At 70.2% G+C, this 18986-nt stretch carries 16 protein-coding genes; 5 read left to right on the top strand and 11 right to left on the bottom strand.

All coding sequences use genetic code 11. The annotated features are described in order from the left end of the window. The 6 genes from ACIBHX_RS03340 to ACIBHX_RS03315 all read right to left on the bottom strand — a co-directional run bounded on the left by ACIBHX_RS03340 (position 1) and on the right by ACIBHX_RS03315 (position 5744). Complete coding sequence (locus tag ACIBHX_RS03340; RefSeq protein ID WP_397063748.1) at positions 1-1590, bottom strand: sugar ABC transporter ATP-binding protein; 1590 nt, start codon at positions 1588-1590, stop codon at positions 1-3. Continuing rightward, positions 1587-2624, bottom strand: a complete 1038-nt coding sequence (locus tag ACIBHX_RS03335; protein ID WP_397063746.1) for an ABC transporter substrate-binding protein — start codon at positions 2622-2624, stop codon at positions 1587-1589. The genes ACIBHX_RS03340 and ACIBHX_RS03335 overlap by 4 nt, the downstream gene beginning before the upstream one ends. Positions 2625-2839: 215 nt before the next feature. Then, positions 2840-3358 (bottom strand): G/U mismatch-specific DNA glycosylase, encoded by a 519-nt coding sequence (gene mug, locus ACIBHX_RS03330; protein ID WP_397063744.1) that lies wholly within the window; start codon positions 3356-3358, stop codon positions 2840-2842. Then, positions 3355-3708 (bottom strand): MarR family transcriptional regulator, encoded by a 354-nt coding sequence (locus tag ACIBHX_RS03325; protein ID WP_397063743.1) that lies wholly within the window; start codon positions 3706-3708, stop codon positions 3355-3357. The genes mug and ACIBHX_RS03325 overlap by 4 nt, the downstream gene beginning before the upstream one ends. Positions 3709-3730: 22 nt before the next feature. Continuing rightward, positions 3731-5131, bottom strand: a complete 1401-nt coding sequence (locus tag ACIBHX_RS03320) for a sugar porter family MFS transporter (protein WP_397063741.1) — start codon at positions 5129-5131, stop codon at positions 3731-3733. Position 5132: 1 nt separating this feature from the next. Further along, positions 5133-5744 (bottom strand): hypothetical protein, encoded by a 612-nt coding sequence (locus ACIBHX_RS03315; protein ID WP_397063739.1) that lies wholly within the window; start codon positions 5742-5744, stop codon positions 5133-5135. Between the two features lie 278 nt (positions 5745-6022). Here ACIBHX_RS03315 and ACIBHX_RS03310 point away from each other — a divergent pair, with 278 nt between their 5' ends. Beyond that, on the top strand, positions 6023-7933 hold the full coding sequence (locus ACIBHX_RS03310; RefSeq protein WP_397063737.1) for an endo-1,3-alpha-glucanase family glycosylhydrolase: 1911 nt from the start codon (positions 6023-6025) through the stop codon (positions 7931-7933). 9 nt (positions 7934-7942) lie between these two features. On the opposite strand, the gene ACIBHX_RS03305 is transcribed toward ACIBHX_RS03310, so the two are convergent. Genes ACIBHX_RS03305 through ACIBHX_RS03290 form a run of 4 tightly spaced genes read right to left on the bottom strand, consistent with a single transcriptional unit; the run spans position 7943 to position 11829 of the window. Next, on the bottom strand, positions 7943-8542 hold the full coding sequence (locus ACIBHX_RS03305) for a response regulator (RefSeq protein ID WP_397063736.1): 600 nt from the start codon (positions 8540-8542) through the stop codon (positions 7943-7945). Next, positions 8539-9651 carry a sensor histidine kinase gene (locus tag ACIBHX_RS03300; RefSeq protein WP_397063735.1) on the bottom strand — a complete coding sequence of 371 codons (1113 nt, stop codon included), beginning with the start codon at positions 9649-9651 and terminating at the stop codon, positions 8539-8541. Before ACIBHX_RS03300 ends, ACIBHX_RS03305 begins: the two co-directional genes overlap by 4 nt. Next, a complete protein-coding gene (locus tag ACIBHX_RS03295) occupies positions 9648-10772 on the bottom strand; it encodes a histidine kinase (protein WP_397063733.1) in 1125 nt (374 codons plus the stop codon). The genes ACIBHX_RS03300 and ACIBHX_RS03295 overlap by 4 nt, the downstream gene beginning before the upstream one ends. Before the next feature lie 49 nt (positions 10773-10821). Further along, positions 10822-11829 carry a hypothetical protein gene (locus ACIBHX_RS03290; RefSeq protein ID WP_397063732.1) on the bottom strand — a complete coding sequence of 336 codons (1008 nt, stop codon included), beginning with the start codon at positions 11827-11829 and terminating at the stop codon, positions 10822-10824. A gap of 88 nt (positions 11830-11917) precedes the next feature. On the opposite strand from ACIBHX_RS03290, the gene ACIBHX_RS03285 reads away from it, so the two are divergent. The 4 genes from ACIBHX_RS03285 (at position 11918) to ACIBHX_RS03270 (ending at position 18802) form a co-directional block, all read left to right on the top strand. Then, the gene (locus tag ACIBHX_RS03285) at positions 11918-12832 is read left to right on the top strand and encodes an LLM class F420-dependent oxidoreductase (protein WP_397063730.1); all 915 of its coding nucleotides are present in this window, start codon (positions 11918-11920) and stop codon (positions 12830-12832) included. A 100-nt stretch (positions 12833-12932) separates the two neighbouring features. Next, positions 12933-14825 carry an amino acid transporter gene (locus ACIBHX_RS03280; RefSeq protein WP_397063729.1) on the top strand — a complete coding sequence of 631 codons (1893 nt, stop codon included), beginning with the start codon at positions 12933-12935 and terminating at the stop codon, positions 14823-14825. 46 nt (positions 14826-14871) lie between these two features. Next, a complete protein-coding gene (locus ACIBHX_RS03275) occupies positions 14872-16350 on the top strand; it encodes a 3' terminal RNA ribose 2'-O-methyltransferase Hen1 (RefSeq protein ID WP_397063727.1) in 1479 nt (492 codons plus the stop codon). Beyond that, positions 16343-18802, top strand: coding sequence for a polynucleotide kinase-phosphatase (locus ACIBHX_RS03270; protein ID WP_397063726.1), 2460 nt, complete (start codon positions 16343-16345; stop codon positions 18800-18802). The genes ACIBHX_RS03275 and ACIBHX_RS03270 overlap by 8 nt, the downstream gene beginning before the upstream one ends. Here ACIBHX_RS03270 and ACIBHX_RS03265 read toward each other — a convergent pair. Then, entirely contained in the window at positions 18799-18942 is a 144-nt protein-coding gene (locus tag ACIBHX_RS03265; RefSeq protein WP_397063724.1) for a hypothetical protein, read from the bottom strand. The genes ACIBHX_RS03270 and ACIBHX_RS03265 overlap by 4 nt on opposite strands. Positions 18943-18986 lie beyond the last annotated feature (44 nt).

Here is an 18986-nt window from a genome sequence, read left to right as displayed (position 1 = left end):
TCACCCTTCTGGATCGTCTGGCGTCGGCGGGGTCGCGCTCTGAGGCGCCCGGACCTCTTCCGGATGCGATGGGGTCTCCTCTTCAGCCGCCTGGGCGCCTCCGGTACCGCTCGCCAGGTGGAGCACGTCCTCCTCGGTGGCGGATCCGGGAAGCTCGCCCGCGACGGCCCCGTCGCGCAGCACCAGGATGCGATCGGCGAGCCCCAGCAGCTCCGGGAGATACGACGAGACCACGATGATTCCCAGCCCTTTCGCGGCCAGGTCTCCGATGACGGTGTAGAGCTCGCCCTTGGCCCCGACGTCGATGCCCTTCGTGGGCTCGTCGAACATCAGTACTTTCGGCTTGGTGAGCAGCCATCGGGCGAGCAGTACCTTCTGCTGGTTGCCGCCGGACAGCGTCGACACCGGCTGGAGGTAGGAACCGGCCCGCAGCCGCAGGCTGTCGAGCAGCCGATCCGCCTCATCGGCCTGTTCGCGGCCCGGCAGGAGACCACGGCGAGAGCCGCTGCGCAGGCTGGCGATGGTGACGTTCTCCCGGATCGACAGTTCCGGCAGCAGTCCCAGCACCTTGCGATCCTCGGTGAGGAGTCCGACCCCGGCGTTCATCATCGTGCGTGGACTGGACGGTTTCACCGCCTTGCCGTCGACCTCCACCTGACCGGCCACGATGGGAGCGGCGCCGAAGATGGACAGCAGCACCCCGCTCCGCCCCGACCCCAGCAGCCCGCCGAGGCCGAGGATCTCGCCGGCTCCGACGTGGAGATCGACGCTCGGCGAGCCGTCGAACCTGCGCAGTCCCCGGACACGCAGCGCGGGCGTTCCCGCGTGCCGGTGGGTCTCCGGATACAGAGAGCTGATCTCCCGGCCGACCATCGCGGTGATCAGCTTGTCCTCGTCGTAGTTGCTGATCGGCCCGGCTTCGGACAGGCTCCCGTCCCGCAGGACGGTCACCCAGTCGCCGATCTCGAACATCTCCTCGAGCCGGTGGGTCACGTAGAGCATCGCTATACCGCGTTCGCGCAGCCGCAGGATGTGCTCGAGGAGCCGCGCCGACTCCGCCTCGGTGAGCGCCGTGGTCGGCTCGTCGAACACGATCACCTTGACGGAGTCGGCGGTCAGCACCTTGGCGATCTCCACGAGCTGGCGCGTGGCCGCCGGGAGCCGTTCCACGATCGCATCCGGGCTGAGGTCCGTCAGGCCGACCTCGTCAAGGGCCGTCCTGGCACGGGAACGCAGCCCGCTCCTGGCGATGATCCCGGTGCGCGCGGGAAGGCGTCCCATGAACAGGTTCTCCGCGACCGACAGGTGCGGGAGCAGGCTGAGCTCCTGGTAGACGGCCTGAACTCCGGCCGCGCGCACCGACGCGGGGGTCGGCGCGGTGACCGGCCTGCCCTCGATCTCGTAACTGCCGCTGTCTCGGCGCAGCGCGCCCGTCAGCACCCGGATCAGGGTTGACTTCCCCGCGCCGTTCTCCCCCGCCAGGCAGTTGACCTGGCCGGGGACCAGGCGGAGCGACACGTCACTGAGCGCCTGGACGGGGCCGAAGGCCTTGGAGACGCCCTGCAGTTCGACGACGGGCTCGACCATCATTCCGCCTTCATCGTCGGCGGGTTGAGCAGCTGGTTCACCTCTGGCTCGTGCATGTTCTGCTTGTCCGCCACGACCGCCCCAGGATCGATGTTGCGCGGCGGGATGCGATCGACCGTGGCCATGCCGGCCGCCAGGACGCCCTGGTAACCGAAGAAGTAGGGGTTCTGCACCACCAGCGCGTCGATGGTGCCCGCGGCGAGCGCGGCGTTCTCCTGCGGGTCGGAGTCGAACGCCACGACGGGGACGGTGTTGGTGGCGTTGTTGTCCTGGATCGCCCGAGCCGCGCCGACCCCTGAGGTGTTGTTGTCCGCGAAGACCCCTGCCAGGTTCGGATTGGCGGTCAGCGCATCGTTGACCTGAGACGCCGCGGTGTTGATGTCATTGTTGTTGTAGCGCTGCAGCGACACCTTGAACTGCGGGCAGAGGGTGGCGAGGCCCTGCTTGAAGCCGGCGTCCCGGGCGACCAGCGACTGGATGCCGGCGACGGAGGACTCGATCATGACACTGCCGCTCGCCTTGTTCTGCGCCTTGAGCAGCTGGCACATGCGCTGGGCGGCCTGCATCCCGGCCTTGTAGTTGTCGGTGCCGATGAAGCCCTCCGAGGGGGTGGTCACGCGGCTGTCCACGGTGATGACCTTGAGGCCCGCCTTGCGCGCCCGGTCGATCGCCGAGTTCAGGGCGCTGGAGGAGTTGGGCGCGATGACAATCCCGTCGACGCCCCTGGAGATGGAGTTCTCCACCAGTTGCACCTGCTCGTCGACGTTCGTCTCGGACGTGGGGCCGAAGGTGCTCACCTTGATGCCGAAGTCTCCGCCCGCGTTCTTCGCGCCGGCGATCATCGTCTGCCAGAACGACGAGTCGCTCGCCTTGATGATCACGTCGACTTTCTTGCCGCTCGCCGCGCCGCCCGCGCCTCCGCCTGATGACTGTGTGGCCGAACTCGTAGCTCGGCCGCCCACCACTCCGAGCACGAGTGCTACCAGGGCGATGGCCGCGACCAGCGATAGCGAGAAGACGATACGTGAGCGAGCCATGACGGCCTCCCGAAATGGACTCAAGGGGATGTCGACAGGCGTCGCAGGCGGATATCAGGCGCGGTCGTGTCGGACAGGCGCCAACGGCGGTGAGGTGCTGCCCCCGGAGAACTCTTCATTCAACAAGGACTCATAACAATGGGCCGTTTCCAGCAAAGCTCCGGAAGTGCCTGGATGGAAACAAGTAAAAGAAAAGAACTCATTACTCGCGAAACTCAGCGGGCTGACCCACCTGGTCCCTCGAGGGTCGCGCGCAGCTTGCTCAGCTCCGCGGCGATCCCCTCCAGGGTCCAGTGCGCGTTGAGGCCGCTCGGGTTGGGCAGCACCCACACAGGTGTCTCGCCGATCTTCGTCTCCTGCGGCCCGACCGACGCCTTGGGTACGGCGAAAGCCGTACGGAATGCCGAGACCCCGAGCACGGCCAGCACCCGGGGCCGCACGTCGGTCACCAGCCTGGCCAGCCGAGCCCCGCCCTCCACCAGCTCCTGGCGGGACAACTCCGACGCCTTCGCACTCGAGCGTGCCACCACGTTGGTGATGCCGAGGCCTAGGGACGGGAGCAGGTGCTGCTCCGCGGGGGCGAGCCGCCGGGGCGTGAAGCCCGACAGGTGCAGCGCCGGCCAGAACCGGTTCCCCGGGCGGGCGAAGTGGTGGCCGGTCGCCTCCGACATCAGGCCGGGGTTGATGCCGCAGAACAGGACCTTCAGCCCAGGGCCCAGCACGTCGTCGATCACAGCAGGATCCCCGCCAGCTCCTCGAGGAGGGCCGTCGCGCGGCGCGCGGCGGCCTCGTCGTGCAGGGCGGCCGCGAGCGCGGGCGCGGCGTCGCGGGCGCCGCGGCCCGTCATGGCGCGCAGCGCTCCCGGGGCGACGCGGACCAGCGTGCGGCGGCCGTCGCCGGGGTCGGCCACCGTCTCCAGCGCGCCGAGCGAGCGCAGGCGGGCGATGACCGCCGAGACGTGACTCTGGGCGAAGCCGGTCCTGTGCTGGATGTCGCGGATGGGGCTGTCCGGAGATTTCATGGCGTCTTCGAGTATGACCGTTTCCGCGGCGCTCAGCGCCACGTCACCGACCTCACCCGTCACGTCCGCGGACAGCTCGATGAGGCTAGCCCATCTCTTCCAGTTTGCGGCCCTTCGTCTCCTTGACCCAGAACCACACGAACACGAACGACAGCGCGGCGAACGTGGCGTAGCCCGCGTAGGTGACGGGCAAGTTCCACTCCGACAGGGCGGGGAACGACACGGTGATCGCCCAGTTCGCGATCCACTGCGCGGCCGCGGCGACGCCGAGGGCTGCGGCCCTGATCCGGTTCGGGAAGATCTCCCCCAGCAGCACCCAGACCACGACACCCCACGACAGGGCGAAGAACAGCACGAACGCGTTGGCCGCGATCAGCGCGATCGGTCCCTGCGGGTCGGGCAGCGTGACCGCGCCGTGCACCTTGGTCGCCGCGCTGAACGCCCACGCGGCGGTGCCCAGCGAGATCGCCATGCCCGCCGAGCCGATCATCAGCAGCGGCCGGCGGCCGATCCGGTCGACCAGGGCGATCGCGATGAACGTACCGATGATGTTGATGACCGAACTGGAGAAGCTGATCAGCAGCGAGTTGCTCTGGGTGACGCCGACCGACTGCCACAGCACCGACGAGTAGTAGAAGATCACGTTGATGCCGACGAACTGCTGGAACACCGACAGGGTGATCCCGATCCAGACGATCGGCAGCAGCCCCAGCGCCGGCCCGCGCAGGTCCTTCATCGTCGGCGCATGCTCGGTGTGCAGCACGTGCTGGATCTCGGCCACGCGCGCGTCCAGGTCGATCTTCTCGCCCTCCACCTCGGTCAGCACCACACGCGCCTGCTCGATACGGCCGACCGCGATGAGGAAGCGCGGCGATTCCGGGATGTTCAGCGCGAACAGCAGGTACAGCAGCGCGGGCACCACGCAGGCGCCGAGCATCCACTGCCAGGCCTGCAGCCCCCGCAGCGTGTTGTTCACATCCCCTTCGGCCAGCCGCACGATCACGTAGTTGACCAGCTGCGACACCGCGATCCCGAGCACGATCGCGAGCTGCTGGAACGAGCCGAGCCTGCCGCGGTAGGCGGGCGGCGCCACCTCCGCGATGTAGGCGGGCCCGAGCACCGAGGCCATCCCGATCGCCATGCCCGCGAGAATGCGCCAGAACCCCAGGTCCCAGATCGAGAACGGCAGCATCTGCCCGATCGAGCTCACGGCGAACAGCACCGCCGCCGCCTGCATGGTCCGCGTCCGCCCCCACCGGTCGGCCAGCCCGCCGCCGATCCAGGCCCCCAAGGCCGACCCCAGCAGCGCGATCGCCACCACCAACCCGGTCTGGACCGGGCCGACGTGGAAGTACTTCTGGATGCCGACCACGGCTCCGTTGATCACGGAGCTGTCGTAGCCGAACAGGAAGCCGCCGATGGCCGCCGCCGCCGTGATGAACACGACGTGCCCGAGATGCTCCTGGTGTGTGGGTCCTACGGCCATCTCAGCTCCTCTCCACGCGCGTCTCCACGGCGATATCAACCGTGATCAGGTATCCCGGATCTGTGGGGTCGTATCCCGGCGTCTGCGCGACCAGGCCGTTCCCATGCCATATGCGCCGCCCGTCCACGACGAGCCGGCGGGCTTCCCTGTGCACCTCGACCAGCACGGGCACATCCGCCGGCCGCCGGATCGTGGCCTCGCAGAGCTCGTCGGCGATGATGCCGCGCGGCTTCTCAGGCTCGTCGAGGATGAGCGTCAGCCCGTTCGCCCCGCCCGTGATCTCCAGCTCGCGCAGGTCGGACCCGGTCAGGTCGATGAGCACGTCGTGGGCGCCGCCCACGATCCTGATGGTCCAGCCGACGCCTGCCTCGACCAGCACCTGCGCGGGATGCGCCCTGCGCAGGACGCCGAGGTAGGGATAGTCGACGTCGATCCGCCCGTCGGCCCAGCTCACCTCCGGGCCCGGAGTCCCGAGCTTGGCCTCGAGCAGGTATCCCAGGCTGGAACTCGCCTGAAGGCTCATCCGGTCGACGCCGTGGTCGAAGACGAGCATCGCCTCGTTGTCCCGCGCGTCACCCAGAGGAACGGTGACGCGCTCCGCAGTCACCGACATGTCTCGACATATCCCCAGATCAGGGACGTACCAACGCTTCATCGCCCCTTCTTGCCCAAACCTTCAAACCCCGGCGCTCCGGGAAGGCTCTGGGGTTTGCCAGGAAGACCGATGCGTGGCCACGATCCTGCTCAACGGGGGGCGGCATCGACCAGGCTCTAATATGTAATTCCTGTTACAGGCGAGGCTCCGGAAGTCTATGATCATGCCCGTCTCAGTGCGGTATGTCATGACATGTCGCTATATGGAGGGCAACGATGAGCTTTCGCCTACGCGCGATGACCCTGTTATTCGTCACCCTGGCAGGCGCCGCCCCGATGGTCACGACGACCGTCGCGGCGGCGGCAGAGAAGGGCGTGACGTTCACATCCGAGGAGGACAGCTACGTCAGCGAGGCCGGTCCCGACAAGCCGCACAACACCGCCACCTGGCTGTCGGTCTGCACCACCCCGTGCGACGGCGCGAACGCCTCCGAGCGTGGCGCGTTCATTCGCTTCACCGTCAAGGACGTCCCGGACAACGCGGTCAACGTCAAGATGACCCTGGACGTGCAGTCCGTCAGGACCACCGACACCACGCTCGAGGTGCGGCCGGTGACGGGCAAATGGAGCGCCGACACGCTCACGTTCAACAACCGCCCGGCCGTGGGAGAGGTGATCGCCACCCGCAAGGGCCTGACCTCCGGTGCTACGGCGAAGCTGGATGTGTCCTCCGCCTTCACCGGCAACGGCTCCTACGACTTCGCGCTGACCTCCCCGTCGGGCGCCCACGGCGTGCTCCACTCCTCCCGCGCGACCGCAGGCGTGGGACCCAAGCTGTCGATCAGCTACGACACGCAGGCGGCGACGCCCAGTGGCCCGCTGCCCTTCGCCATGCCCTCGACCGCGACACTGCGGGCTTCCGAGCGCAAGGTCTTCGCGCACTACTTCACGCCGTACCCGATCTCGCTGAACAACAAGGCCGGCGCGGACGACTACTACACCAAGAACTACCTCACCCCGACCGGTGAGAGCGGCAAGCACGCGGCCTACGGCGGCCTGCTCAGGGACCGTCCGGTGCCGCGGGGCGTACTGGCCGGCGACTGGCAGCTCGCGGACATGAAGAAGGAGGTCCAGACCGCCGCGGCGGCGGGGCTCGACGGCTTCACCGTGGACGTCCTCTCGCTCAGCGGCGCCCACTGGGACCGCCTCCAACTGCTGATCAAGGCGGCGGAAGCGGTGGACCCAGGCTTCAAGATCGTGCTGATGCCGGACATGACCTCGCTCAAGGTCGACGCGGCCACGCTGGCGGCCTCGATGGCCAAGCTGGCCGCCGGTAAGTCCGTCTACCGCCTCGCCGACAGGCGCCTGGTCATCTCCCCGTTCAAGGCGGAGGGGCAGACGCCCGCGTGGTGGCAGAACTTCATGAAGATCATGAAGGACACGCACGGGATCACGGTCGCCTTCGTGCCCGTCTTCCTGAGCTTCCCGTCCAACGCCTCGGCCTTCGCATCGATCAGCTACGGCTTCTCCAACTGGGGCAACCGCAGCCCGGCGGGGCAGAGCGGCCTCGCCTCGAACGTCGCCAAGGCCCACGGCATGGGCAAGATCTGGATGCAGCCGGTGTCCGTTCAGGACGAGCGGCCCAACCAGGGCATCTACGACGAGGCCGACAACACTGAGAACCTCCGCCTCACCTGGGAGAAGTCCATCGCCGAGGACGCCGACTGGGTCCAGCTGACCACCTGGAACGACTTCTCCGAGGGAACACAGTTCGCGCCCTCGGTGCACAACGGCGGCGCCTACCTGGACATCTCGTCCTACTACCTGACGTGGCTCAAGACCGGCAAGGCGCCGGCGATCGTCCGTGACACGCTCTACCTGACGCATCGCACGCAGTTTGTCACCGCCCGGCCGACGCTGGGGACGCAGAGCAAGCTCATGGTCCCGCGCTCCGGCACCAGCGCCCCGCGGGACACGGTCGAGGTGCTCTCCTTCCTCACCCGTAACGCCACGGTCAAGGCGAGCATCGGCGGTGCCGAGAAGACCTACGCGGGCCAGGCAGGGATCCAGGCCAAGACGTTCCCCTTGGCGTACGGGACGAACAAGGCGTCGGTCGGCGCTGTGACGGTCACCTCGCCCTGGGAGGTGAAGAGGGACTTCGCCGTGCAGGACCTGCAGTACCACGCGGTCAGCAGCGGCAGGAAGTGATCTCGGTGCTCAGAGCCAGCCCATGCGCTGGGCGGTGCGGATGGCCTCGAGGCGGTTCTGGGCGTTGAGCTTGGTCATCGCGCTGGACAGGTAGTTGCGGACCGTGCCCTCCGTCAGATGGAGTTCCCCGGCGATCCGGGAGACGCTGGCGCCGTCGGCCGCCAGGCGGAGGGCGTCGCGCTCGCGGTCCGTCAGCGGGCTGTCGCCCGCCGCCATGGCGGCGGCGGCCAGCTCGGCGTCCAGGTAGCGGCCGCCCGCCTGGACCTTGCGGATCGCCGCCGCCAGCTCCTCGGCCGGGGCGTCCTTGCCGAGGAAGCCGCTGACTCCCGCGGCCATGGCGCGGCGCAGGTAGCCGGGCCTGCCCAGGCTCGTCAGGATCACGATCTTGCAGAACGAGCTGATCTGCTCGGCCGCGGACAGGCCGTCCATGCCGGGCATCTCGATGTCGAGCACCGCCACGTCCGGGCGGTGCTCGGCCACGGCGGCGAGCACCTCGTCGCCGCGGCCCACCTGGGCGACGACCTCGATGCCGTCCTCCAGGTCGAGCAGGGCCGCCAGGGCTCCCCTGATCAGGTGCTCGTCATCGGCCAGCAACACCCGAGTGGTCACGCGCCCTCCCCTGCCTGCCGTACGAGAGCCCTGAGGAGGTAGCGGCCGCCGGGCTCGGGCTCGGCCGTGAGGGAGCCGCCCGCGGCGGTCAGCCGCTGTGCCAGGCCGCGCAGGCCGGCGGCGGCCTGGCCGTTCACCCCGGCAGGGCCGTCGACCCCGTCGTTGGACATCTCCAGCACCCCATCCTTGATCGTGATCGTGCAGTGCGCGGCCGTGCTGTGCTTGAGCACGTTGGTCGCGCCCTCGCGCACCACCCCGGCCAGCAGCGTGCGCGCCTCAGCGGGCAGCGGCCCAGTGTCGGCCTCGACCGTGGTGCGCACGTCGGCCGCCTCCAGCACCGCGCGCACGCTGGCCAGCACCTCGTCCAGGTCGAGCGCGCGATAGCCCTGTACGGCGGAGCGGACCTCCCGCAGCGAGGTCCTGGTCAGCTCCCGGATCCGCAGCATCTCCCGCGCGGCGGCCTCAGGATCGGTGGCGAGCAACTCCTCGGCGGCGGCCGTCCTGGCGGAGATGTCCGTCAGGCTCTGCCCGAGCAGGTCGTTCAGGTCCCCGGCGAAGCGCAGCCGGGCCTCGGAGACGGCCAGCCCGGCCCTGGCCTCCTGCCCCTCGTGCGCCTCCTTGGCCAGCCGCCACAGCCACAGGTTGAACGGCACGCCGGCCACCACGATCGCGGTGACGACGACCATCGCGATCACGACGGGCACCTCGACCACCGTCGCGAGGACCGGCGAGTAGACCGCCAGGAACAGCACGCTCAGCAGGACGACGATCCAGCGGCGGACGAACGGCGCCAGCATGGCCAGCCAGACCGACGCCACAAAGGGGTTGAACGGGCAGATGAGCAGCGCGATCACACCGGAGACCGCCAGCACGGCCACGGGCGCGCGCCCGCCCCTGACCGCGACGCGGAAGGGCCGGGTGGACAGCACGTAGAAGGCCACGGTGAACACTGTCACCACGATCGGAATGATCACGGGGACCGTTTCGGCGGCGCCTGAGCCCAGGAGGGCGACCACGCCGACGAGGCCTGTCAGCGGCAGAAGGAAGATGAAGTCGACCGAGTGGACGATGATCATCCGCACCCGGTCGAGCCGGGAGCGCCGCCTCATGCCGGCACCGCCGCGCGCAGCAGGAACTCCCCGCCGTCGGTGGGGGCGGCCGACAGCGAGCCGCCGGCGCCGGCGATCCGCTCCGACAGCCCGCGTAGCCCGCTGCCCTGGCCGGATACGGGCCCTGCCAGGCCGTCATTGCGCATCTCGAGCACGCCGCCGTCGATCCTGATCGCGATGCGGGTGGCGGTGCTGTGCTTGAGGACGTTGGTGGCGCCCTCGCGCACCACCCAGGCCAGCAGGGCGCGCGCGGCGGGCGACAGGTCGGCGGCGCTGGCCTCGATCGTGCAGCGCGCTCCGGCCGCCTCCAGCGCGGCGCGTACTCCGGCCAGCTCGGCCTCCAGGTCCAGCATCTGGTAGCCCTCGACGGCGGCCCGCACCTCGGTCAGCGACTCGCCCGCCAGGTGCCGTACCGAGGCCATCTCGGCCGCGGCGCGGCCGGCGTCCTTGGTGGCGAGCTTGGCTGCCAGCTCGCTCTTCAACGCGATGACGGACAGGCTGTGGCCGAGCAGGTCGTGCAGGTCGCGGGCGAAGCGCAGCCGTTCCTCGGAGACGGCCAGGCTGGCCTTGGCCTCCTGGCTGTCGTGCGCCTCCTTGATCGTGCGCCACAGCCAGAGCCACAGCCACATCGACACGGGTATCAGGATCGCAGAGCCCACCTGGAGTGCCAGCGAGGCCGCCCAGGGCATCCAGGTGATCCCTCTGGTGTACGGGATGACGGCGGCGATCTCCAGCACGCCGAACGCCACCGTGGCCTGCCACGGCAGGAACAGCACGGCGGCCGACAGCCACAGCGGGCCGACCAGGTCCCAGGCCAAGAAGGGCTGGTCGAGGCCCGCGCCGTAGGGCAGCAGGGCCAGGGTGACCGCGGTGAGCAGGCCGGAGACGATCAGCTTGGCGACGGGCGTGGGCCGCTCTTGGTAGGCGTCACGCAGCATGAAGGGGAAGACGGCGCAGAAGGCGACCGCGCAGCCGGCCCCGGCCACCGCGTGTGGCACGGAGATCTGGTCCTTGGCGATCAGGCCCCAGGCGCCGCCGACGAACATGAGGGCGGCCAGAGCGATCATGCCGTCCATCCAGTAGAGCAGGACCTTCCTCGCCGTCTCCGGACGGGCCGCCAACTCGTACTCCCAACGCCGGAAATGCCGCCTTGCTGGGAAATCCTATAGTTCAGGAGCGAGTGCGCCAGAGGATCTGGGCGACCGCCGGAGGCGGCTGGGCGCCGCGCAGCGACAGCCAGGCCAGTTCGTGCTTGTCGGAGAACCCGGCCAGCTTGCGGGCTTCGACCTCGTTCAGATCACCCGGGGCCGCCAGGGCGGTGGTGAGCCCGATCCGCCGCCACGCGTCGCCGACGTCCAGGGCTTTCGCGATCTGCCGCTGGGCGGCGTTGACCGCGTCCGCGACGCGGTGCAGCCGCCCTGCGGGCGCGGTGCGCGGCTCGAGGGAGACCAGCAGGTCGACGGTGGCGATGTCGGCCCCCGCCTCGCGGGTGGTGCGCAGCATGGCGGCGTCGGCGTCGGACAGGCCGTCGGGCTGGAGCGGCAGCGTGAAACCGACCCGCAGCGTCCGGTCCTGCTGCAGCGCCCGGATGGCGCGGGCCCTGCGCTGCACGGTGGCGGCGTCGGAGCCGTCGCGGACCTCGAAGTCGACGTAGGAGGCGTCGAAGGACCCGGTCATCCGCCGGTAAGCGGCGACGAGCGCGTCGGGCCGGGTGCAGGTGGCGGCCAGCTCGTTGCCGCCGGGGCCGCCGAATGCGAGACCGGCGTCGGCGCCCTCGGCGCGCAGGCGGGCGATCCGGTTGGCGACCGGGTTGCCGCCGGGGGCGAGCCCGCCGGTCCAGCGCGGCTGGCATCCATCGCCGCCGGCGATGACGTGGCCGAGCGAATACCACCTGACGCCGCTGCGGCGGGCGTCGGCGAGCAGGTCGAAGCCGGGATGCCGGGCGGTGTCGACGAAGGTCAGGAACGCCGAGGGGCCTGCCATCCGGGCCTGCTGCGTGAGCGACGGGCTCGGAGGCACGGGTGCGGCCTTGCGCGGCGGGGCGGCCTGCTGGGGCGCGGCCGTGGCGGGCAGCAGCCAGACGGCGACGCCGGTGCCGCCGGCCAGCGCCACGGCCAGGAGCGTGGCCAGCGGGCGCGGGAGCGTCCCCGGCTCCCTACGGTGCCGAGACTCGGACATAGGCCACCCCCCGTGGTGGACCGGCTACAGAGAGCACTGGCAGGGGAACGCTAGCAGCCACGCCGACCGCGTTGCGGATAATTGCCATATGAAGTTGCGGATCTTCACCGAGCCCCAGCAGGGCGCCACCTACGACGATCTCCTGGCCGTGGCTCAGGCCACCGAGCGGCTCGGATTCGACGCGTTCTTCCGGTCGGACCACTACCAGCGCATCGGCCCGGGGGACCCGGGTCCCGGCTCGACCGACGCCTGGATCACGCTGGGCGCGCTGGCCAGGGAGACCTCGCGGATCAGGCTGGGCACGCTGGTGAGCCCGGCCACGTTCCGGCTGCCCGGGCCGCTGGCGATCAGCGTGGCCCAGGTCGACCAGATGAGCGGCGGCCGGGTCGAGCTCGGCCTGGGTACCGGCTGGTTCGACCAGGAGCACGCCGCCTACGGCATCCCGTTCCCGCCGCTGGGCGAGCGCTACGGCCGCTTCGAGGAGCAGCTGGAGATCGTCAAGGGCCTGTGGGCCGCCGAGAAGCCCTACTCCTTCGAGGGCAGGTACTACCGGGTGGCCGACTCGCCCGCGCTGCCCAAGCCGGTCCAGCGCCCCGGCCCACCGCTGATCATCGGCGGGTTCGGCGCCAAGCGCACGCCGCGCCTGGCCGCCACCTACGCCGACGAGTACAACGCCCCGTTCGGCACGGAGTCCGACACGGGTGAGGCCTTCGGCCGCGTACGGCAGGCCGCCGAGACCGCCGGCCGTACGCTCGTCCTGTCGGCGGCCCAGACGGTCTGCGTGGGGTCCGACCAGGCCGAGCTCGAGCGGCGCGCGGCCGCCATCGGCCAGGACCTGGGCGTGCTGCGGCTGAGCGGCCTGGCGGGCACGCCCGCGGAGGTGGTGGACAAGATCGGCCGGCTGGGTGAGCTGGGCGCCGAGCGCGTCTATCTCCAGGTGATGGATCTGTCGGATCTGGAGCATCTGGAGCTCATCGGGGCGGAGGTTCTCCCCCAAATCTGAATATTGACGTTTTCTTGACGCCCTGGGCGCGAGAGCACCCTGCACAACCTCAGTAGGGTGCTCTTCGTCTTTACGGGTTGTTGATGTGGGGGTGGCCGAAATGGCCGGGTATGCGCCGTTTCGTGCATGGCTACTAGAAGGGCTGACCACCGACCGCAAACAGATCGAGCACGGCCCCCACAAGAAGCACGTGTGGTGGCAGGTCATGTGCCTGACCGGCGTGGACTATTTCTCCACGCTGGGCTACCAGCCGGGCATCGCGGCGCTCGCCGCCGGCGCGCTGTCGCCGATCGCCACGCTGTTGCTGGTCGCGCTGACGTTGTTCGGCGCGCTGCCGGTCTACCGGCGGGTGGCCGAGGAGAGCCCGCACGGCCAGGGCTCGATCGCGATGCTGGAGAAGCTGGCGCCGCAGTGGTGGGGCAAGCTGTTCGTGCTCGCGCTGCTCGGCTTCGCCGCCACCGACTTCGTGATCACGATGACGCTGTCGGCGGCCGACGCCACCGCGCACATCCTGGAGAACCCGTTCGCGCCCGACTTCCTGAACGGGCAGCAGGTGATCGTCACGCTGGTGCTGCTGGCCGCGCTCGGCGGCATCTTCCTCATGGGCTTCAGCGAAGCGATCAGCATCGCCGTCGTACTCGTCTTCGTCTACCTGGCGCTCAACGCGGTCGTGGTGGCCGTGGCGATCCTGCACGTGCTGGAGAACCCGCAGGTGGTCCTGGACTGGAAGAACCTGCTGCGCGTCGACTACAGCAGCCCGCTGGTCATGATCGGGCTCTCGCTCGTCGTCATGCCCAAGCTGGCGCTGGGCATGTCCGGCTTCGAGACGGGCGTCGCCGTCATGCCGGTGGTCAAGGGCGACCTCCCGCAACGCATCAGCGGCACGAAGCGGCTGCTGACCACGGCCGCCGCCATCATGAGCGTGTTCCTGATCCTGACCAGCTCGGTGACGACCGTACTGATCCCGCACCAGGAGTTCGAGCCGGGCGGCAAGGCCAACGGGCGGGCCCTGGCCTACCTCGCGCACAGCTTCCTCGGCGACTGGTTCGGCACGATCTACGACGTCAGCACGATCGCCATCCTCTGGTTCGCCGGGGCCTCCGCGATGGCCGGGCTGATCAACCTGGTGCCGCGCTACCTGCCGCGGTACGGCATGGCGCCCAACTGGACGCGCGCCGTCCGCCCGCTGGTGCTGGTCTTCTCCGTCATCGGGTTCGCCATCACGATCATCTTCCGCGCCGACGTCGACGCCCAGGGCGGCGCCTACGCCACCGGCGTGCTGGTGCTCATGCTGTCGGCCGCGGTGGCGGTGACGCTGTCCGCCTTCCGCAGGCGGCAGCGCCTGGCCACGGCCGCGTTCGCGCTGATCTCCGCGGTGCTCGCCTACACGCTGGTCGCCAACATCTTCGAGCGGCCCGACGGCGTGAAGATCGCCTCCTTCTTCATCTTCACCATCATCGGGACCTCGATCCTGTCCAGGGCCACCCGCTCCACCGAGCTGCGGGTCACCGACGTGCACCTGGACCCGCTGGCCGAGCAGTTCGTGAACGAGGCGGCGGCCGCGGAGATCCACCTGATCGCCAACGAGCCGCACCAGCGCGACCAGCGCGAGTACAACGACAAGCTGCGCGAGCAGTGGCTCAACCACCGCCTGCGCTCCTCGGAGCCCATCATGTTCGTCGAGGGCACGGTCGTGGACGCCTCGGAGTTCGAGTCGGAGCTGCGGGTGCGCGGCGAGGAGCGCTACGGCCACCGCATCCTGCGCTTCGAGTCGCCCACGGTGCCCAACGCGCTGGCCGCGCTCACGCTGAATCTGCGCGACCGCGCCGGCAGGCCGCCGCACATCTACTTCCACTGGAGCGAGGGCAACCCCATCATCAAGATGATCGGCTACCTGCTGTTCGGCGGGGGCGACGTGCCGCCGATGACCAGGGAGGTGCTGCGCAAGGCCGAGTCCGACCTCGACAAGCGGCCGCACGTGCACGTCGGGTGAGATATTCCGTTCGCGCCGCTCTGCCGGGCTGCGGCACACTTGGGGCGTGCTGCTGACGATCTCGACGACCGCCTCGCCCGCCACGGATCTGGGCTTTCTCCTGCACAAGCATCCCGACCGGGTGCAGGAGTTCGGCCAGTCGTTCGGCACGGCCACGGTCTTCTACCCGGAGGCGGGCGAGGATCGCTGCACGGTGGCGCTGCTGCTCGAGGTCGACCCGGTCGCGCTGGTGCGCTCGCGCGGGCGCAACTCGCCCGACTTCAGCCTGTCGCAGTACGTCAACGACCGGCCCTACGCCGCCTCCTCGCTGCTGGCGGTGGCGCTGGCCGACGTCTTCCGCACCGCGCGGGCCGGGCGCTGCAAGGCCAGGCCCGACCTTCCCGGTACGGCGCTGCCCCTGGAGATCCGGATCCCCGCGCTGCCCTGCCGGGGCGGGCCGGGACTCGCACGGGAGCTGTTCGAGCCGCTCGGATGGCAGGTCGAGGCGGAAGCCGTACTCCTGGACGGGGCCTTTCCCGAGTGGGGCGACTCGCGGTACGTGTCGCTGACGCTGCGCGGGACGCTGCGGCTGGCCGACGCGCTCAACCATCTGTACGTGCTGCTGCCCGTGCTCGACGACGGCAAGCACTACTGGGTGGCGCCGGACGAGGTGGACAAGCTGATCAGGGCCGGCGAGGGCTGGCTGGCCGCGCACCCCGCGCGCGGGCTGATCACGCGCAGGTATCTGGGACGCCGCTGGGCTCTGGCGCGTACGGCTCTCGCCCGGCTGGCCGAGCTCGGCGACGAGACCGAGGAGCGCCTGGAGCCCGCGGTGGACGAGGAGGCCGCGCCCGACGAAACCGCCGCCACAGAGGCGGCCTCCGTGGCGGCCTCCGCCGAAGCCGAGCAGGAGGCCGAGCCGGGGAGCGCGCCACCGGAGGACAAGCCGCGGCCGCTCAACACGCTGCGGCGCGAGGCCGTGCTGGCGACCCTGGAGGAGCTGGGCGCGACCAGCGTGATCGACCTGGGCTGCGGGCAGGGCGAGCTGGTCGGCGCGCTGCTGGCCAGGCCGCGCTTCGCCCGTGTGGCGGGCGCCGACGTCTCGTCGCTGGCGCTCACGATCGCGGCGCGCAAGCTGCGCCTGGAGCGGATGCCGGATGCCAAGCGGGCCCGGCTGACGCTGTTCCAGGGCGCGCTCACCTACACCGACAGGCGCTTCACCGGCTACGACGCGGCCGTGCTGATGGAGGTCGTCGAGCACGTGGACCCGCCGCGGCTGGCGGCGCTCGAGCGGGTGGTGTTCGGCCACGCCAAGCCGCAGCACGTGATCGTGACCACGCCCAACGTCGAGTACAACGTGCGCTACGAGTTCCTGACCGGGCTGCGGCACAACGACCACCGCTTCGAGTGGACCAGGGCCGAGTTCCAGGAGTGGGCGAACCGGGTGGCCGCTTCCTACGGCTACCAGGTGATATTTCGGCCTATCGGGGAGGAGGACGCGGAGATCGGCTCTCCGACGCAGATGGGGGTGTTCAGTCGTGATTAGCGTTCCTGAGCTGTCGCTGGTCGTGCTCGTGGGCGTGTCCGGGAGCGGCAAGTCGACCTTCGCCGCCAAGCACTTCAGGCCCACCCAGGTCATCTCGTCGGACTTCTGCCGCGGCCTGGTGGCCGACGACGAGAACGACCAGTCCGCCACCCCGGCGGCCTTCGACCTGCTGCACCACATCGTCGGCGTACGGCTCTCGCGCGGCCTGTTCACCGTGGTCGACGCCACCAACGTGCAGTACGCCGCGCGCAAGGCCCTCATCGACCTGGCCAGGAAGCACGACGTGCTGTGCGACGCGATCGTCCTGGACGCCCCCGAGGAGGTCGCGATCGAGCGCAACGCCGCCAGGCCCGACCGCGACTTCGGGCCCGGCGTGGTGATCCGCCAGCGCAAGGACCTGCGGCGCTCGCTGTCGAAGATCTCCCGTGACGGGTTCAGGAAGGTGCACGTCCTGCGCGGCCTGGACGAGATCGCCGCCGCGGAGATCGCCTACGAGAAGGGCTGGACCGACAAGCGGGAGCTGACCGGACCGTTCGACATCATCGGCGACGTGCACGGCTGCCGCTCGGAGCTGGAGTCGCTGCTGGCCGAGCTGGGCTGGGAAGGCATCACGCATCCCGAGGGGCGTACCGCGGTGTTCGTCGGCGACCTCGTCGACCGCGGTCCCGACACCCCCGGCGTACTGAAGCTGGTCATGAGCCTGGTCGCGGCGGGCACCGCGATCTGCGTGGCGGGCAACCACGAGCAGAAGCTGGTGCGCGCGCTGAACGGGCGCGACGTCAAGGTCGCGCACGGTCTGCAGGAGTCGCTGGACCAGCTGGCCGCCTGCGACCCGGCCTTCGTCGAGGAGGCTCGGGCTTTCATGGACGGGCTGATCAGCCACTACCAGCTCGACGGCGGCCGCCTGGTCGTCGCGCACGCCGGGCTCAAGGAGGCCTACCACGGCCGCGCCTCCGGCCGCGTCCGCTCGTTCGCGCTGTACGGCGACACGACCGGCGAGACCGACGAGTACGGCCTGCCGGTGCGTTACCCGTGGGCCGAGGAGTACCGGGGCCGGGCCATGGTCGTCTACGGGCACACCCCGACCACGACCCCGGAATGGGTCAACAACACGATCTGCCTCGACACCGGCTGCGTGTTCGGCGGCCGGCTGACCGCGCTGCGCTACCCGGAGCGGCAGCTCGTCGCCGTGCCCGCCGAGCAGGTCTGGTACGAGTCGGTCAAGCCGCTGGGCGGGCCGTCCCGCGATCCCGGCATGCTCGACATCACCGACGTCCAGGGCACCCGGCACGTGGAGACCCGCTTCGGCGCCCGGGTCAAGATCTTCGAGGAGAACGCGGCCGCCGCGCTCGAGGTGATGAGCCGGTTCGCGGTCGACCCGCGCTGGCTGGTCTACCTGCCGCCGACCATGGCGCCGCCGGAGACCTCCAAGCTCGACGGCTACCTTGAGCACCCGCACGAGGCGTTCGAGGAGTTCGCCGCCGCCGGGGTGACCGAGGTCGTGTGCGAGGAGAAGCACATGGGCTCGCGGGCGATAGCCGTACTGGCCCGCGACCCCGACGTGGCCGCCGCGCGCTTCGGCGTGACGGACGGCTCGTCGGGCACGGTGTTCACCCGCACGGGCCGGCCCTTCTTCGACGACGTGGCGCCGCTGGTCGAGCGGCTGCGCGAGGCATGCGAGCCGCTGTGGGAGGCGCTCGGCTCCGACTGGGTGGCGCTGGACTGCGAGCTGCTGCCCTGGTCGGCCAAGGCGGGCGAGCTGATCCGCACGCAGTACGCCTCGGTCGGCGCCGCGGCGCGCGCGTCGCTGCCCGAGGCAGTCGCGGCGCTGGAGGCGGCGTCCGGGCGCGGGCTGGGTGTGGGCGGGTTGCTGTCCCGCACCCGGCGTCGCCACGACAACGCTGCCCTTTTCCGCGACGCCTATGCACGCTACTGCTGGCCGGTCGACGGACTTTCCGGGGTACGGCTGGCGCCGTTCCAGATCCTGGCGTGCGAGGGGCGCGCGGCGGCGCTGGAACCGCACGCCTGGCACCTTTCGACGCTCGGGTTGCTGGAGTCTCCGCTGATCACCCAGACCAGGCACCTGTTCGTCGACCTGAGCTCGGAGTCCTCCCGGGCCTCGGCCGTGGAGTGGTGGACCTCGCTCACCGCGGCCGGCGGCGAGGGGATGGTGGTCAAGCCCGCCGTCCACACCTCCGGGCGGGTGCAGCCGGGGATCAAGGTGCGCGGGCGCGAGTACCTGCGGATCATCTACGGGCCCGACTACACCGAGTCGCTGGACGTGCTGCGGCGGCGCTTCCTGGGCAAGAAGCGGTCGCTGGCGCTGCGCGAGCACTGGCTCGGGCTGGAGGCGCTGTCACGGCTGGCCGACGGCGAGGCGACCTGGCGCGTCCACGAGCCGGTCTTCGCCGTGCTCGCCCTGGAGTCCGAGCCCGTCGACCCGCGCCTCTAGGGCCTCCACCAGCCGGTGCACTCCCAGGCGCCGGACCTCTTCAGGCACGACCTGAAGATCCGGCCGCCCGGGTCGTGCTGGGCCGCGGCGGGGATGGCGGGCCGGAGTACGGCTGCGGCGACGGCCGTCGGCTTGCGCATGGCCTGACCGTATTCCGGGCGCTGTTGAGAATCCGTTGGGGCCG

It is taken from the genome of Nonomuraea sp. NPDC050536 (assembly GCF_044457685.1).
Classification (GTDB): domain Bacteria; phylum Actinomycetota; class Actinomycetes; order Streptosporangiales; family Streptosporangiaceae; genus Nonomuraea.
Note: the sequence above shows the minus strand (reverse complement) of the source record. Positions and strands in the feature narration are given on the sequence as shown.

What these genes read in the sequence shown, in the direction of transcription:
- ACIBHX_RS03310 (WP_397063737.1), top strand. Translation starts at nt 6,023, where the DNA reads ATGACCCTGTTATTCGTCACCCTGGCAGGCGCCGCCCCGATGGTCACG.
- ACIBHX_RS03315 (WP_397063739.1), bottom strand. Translation starts at nt 5,744, where the DNA reads ATGTCGGTGACTGCGGAGCGCGTCACCGTTCCTCTGGGTGACGCGCGG.
- ACIBHX_RS03340 (WP_397063748.1), bottom strand. Translation starts at nt 1,590, where the DNA reads ATGATGGTCGAGCCCGTCGTCGAACTGCAGGGCGTCTCCAAGGCCTTC.
- ACIBHX_RS03335 (WP_397063746.1), bottom strand. Translation starts at nt 2,624, where the DNA reads ATGGCTCGCTCACGTATCGTCTTCTCGCTATCGCTGGTCGCGGCCATC.
- ACIBHX_RS03290 (WP_397063732.1), bottom strand. Translation starts at nt 11,829, where the DNA reads ATGTCCGAGTCTCGGCACCGTAGGGAGCCGGGGACGCTCCCGCGCCCG.
- ACIBHX_RS03300 (WP_397063735.1), bottom strand. Translation starts at nt 9,651, where the DNA reads ATGAGGCGGCGCTCCCGGCTCGACCGGGTGCGGATGATCATCGTCCAC.
- ACIBHX_RS03320 (WP_397063741.1), bottom strand. Translation starts at nt 5,131, where the DNA reads ATGGCCGTAGGACCCACACACCAGGAGCATCTCGGGCACGTCGTGTTC.
- ACIBHX_RS03285 (WP_397063730.1), top strand. Translation starts at nt 11,918, where the DNA reads ATGAAGTTGCGGATCTTCACCGAGCCCCAGCAGGGCGCCACCTACGAC.
- ACIBHX_RS03265 (WP_397063724.1), bottom strand. Translation starts at nt 18,942, where the DNA reads ATGCGCAAGCCGACGGCCGTCGCCGCAGCCGTACTCCGGCCCGCCATC.
- ACIBHX_RS03280 (WP_397063729.1), top strand. Translation starts at nt 12,933, where the DNA reads ATGGCCGGGTATGCGCCGTTTCGTGCATGGCTACTAGAAGGGCTGACC.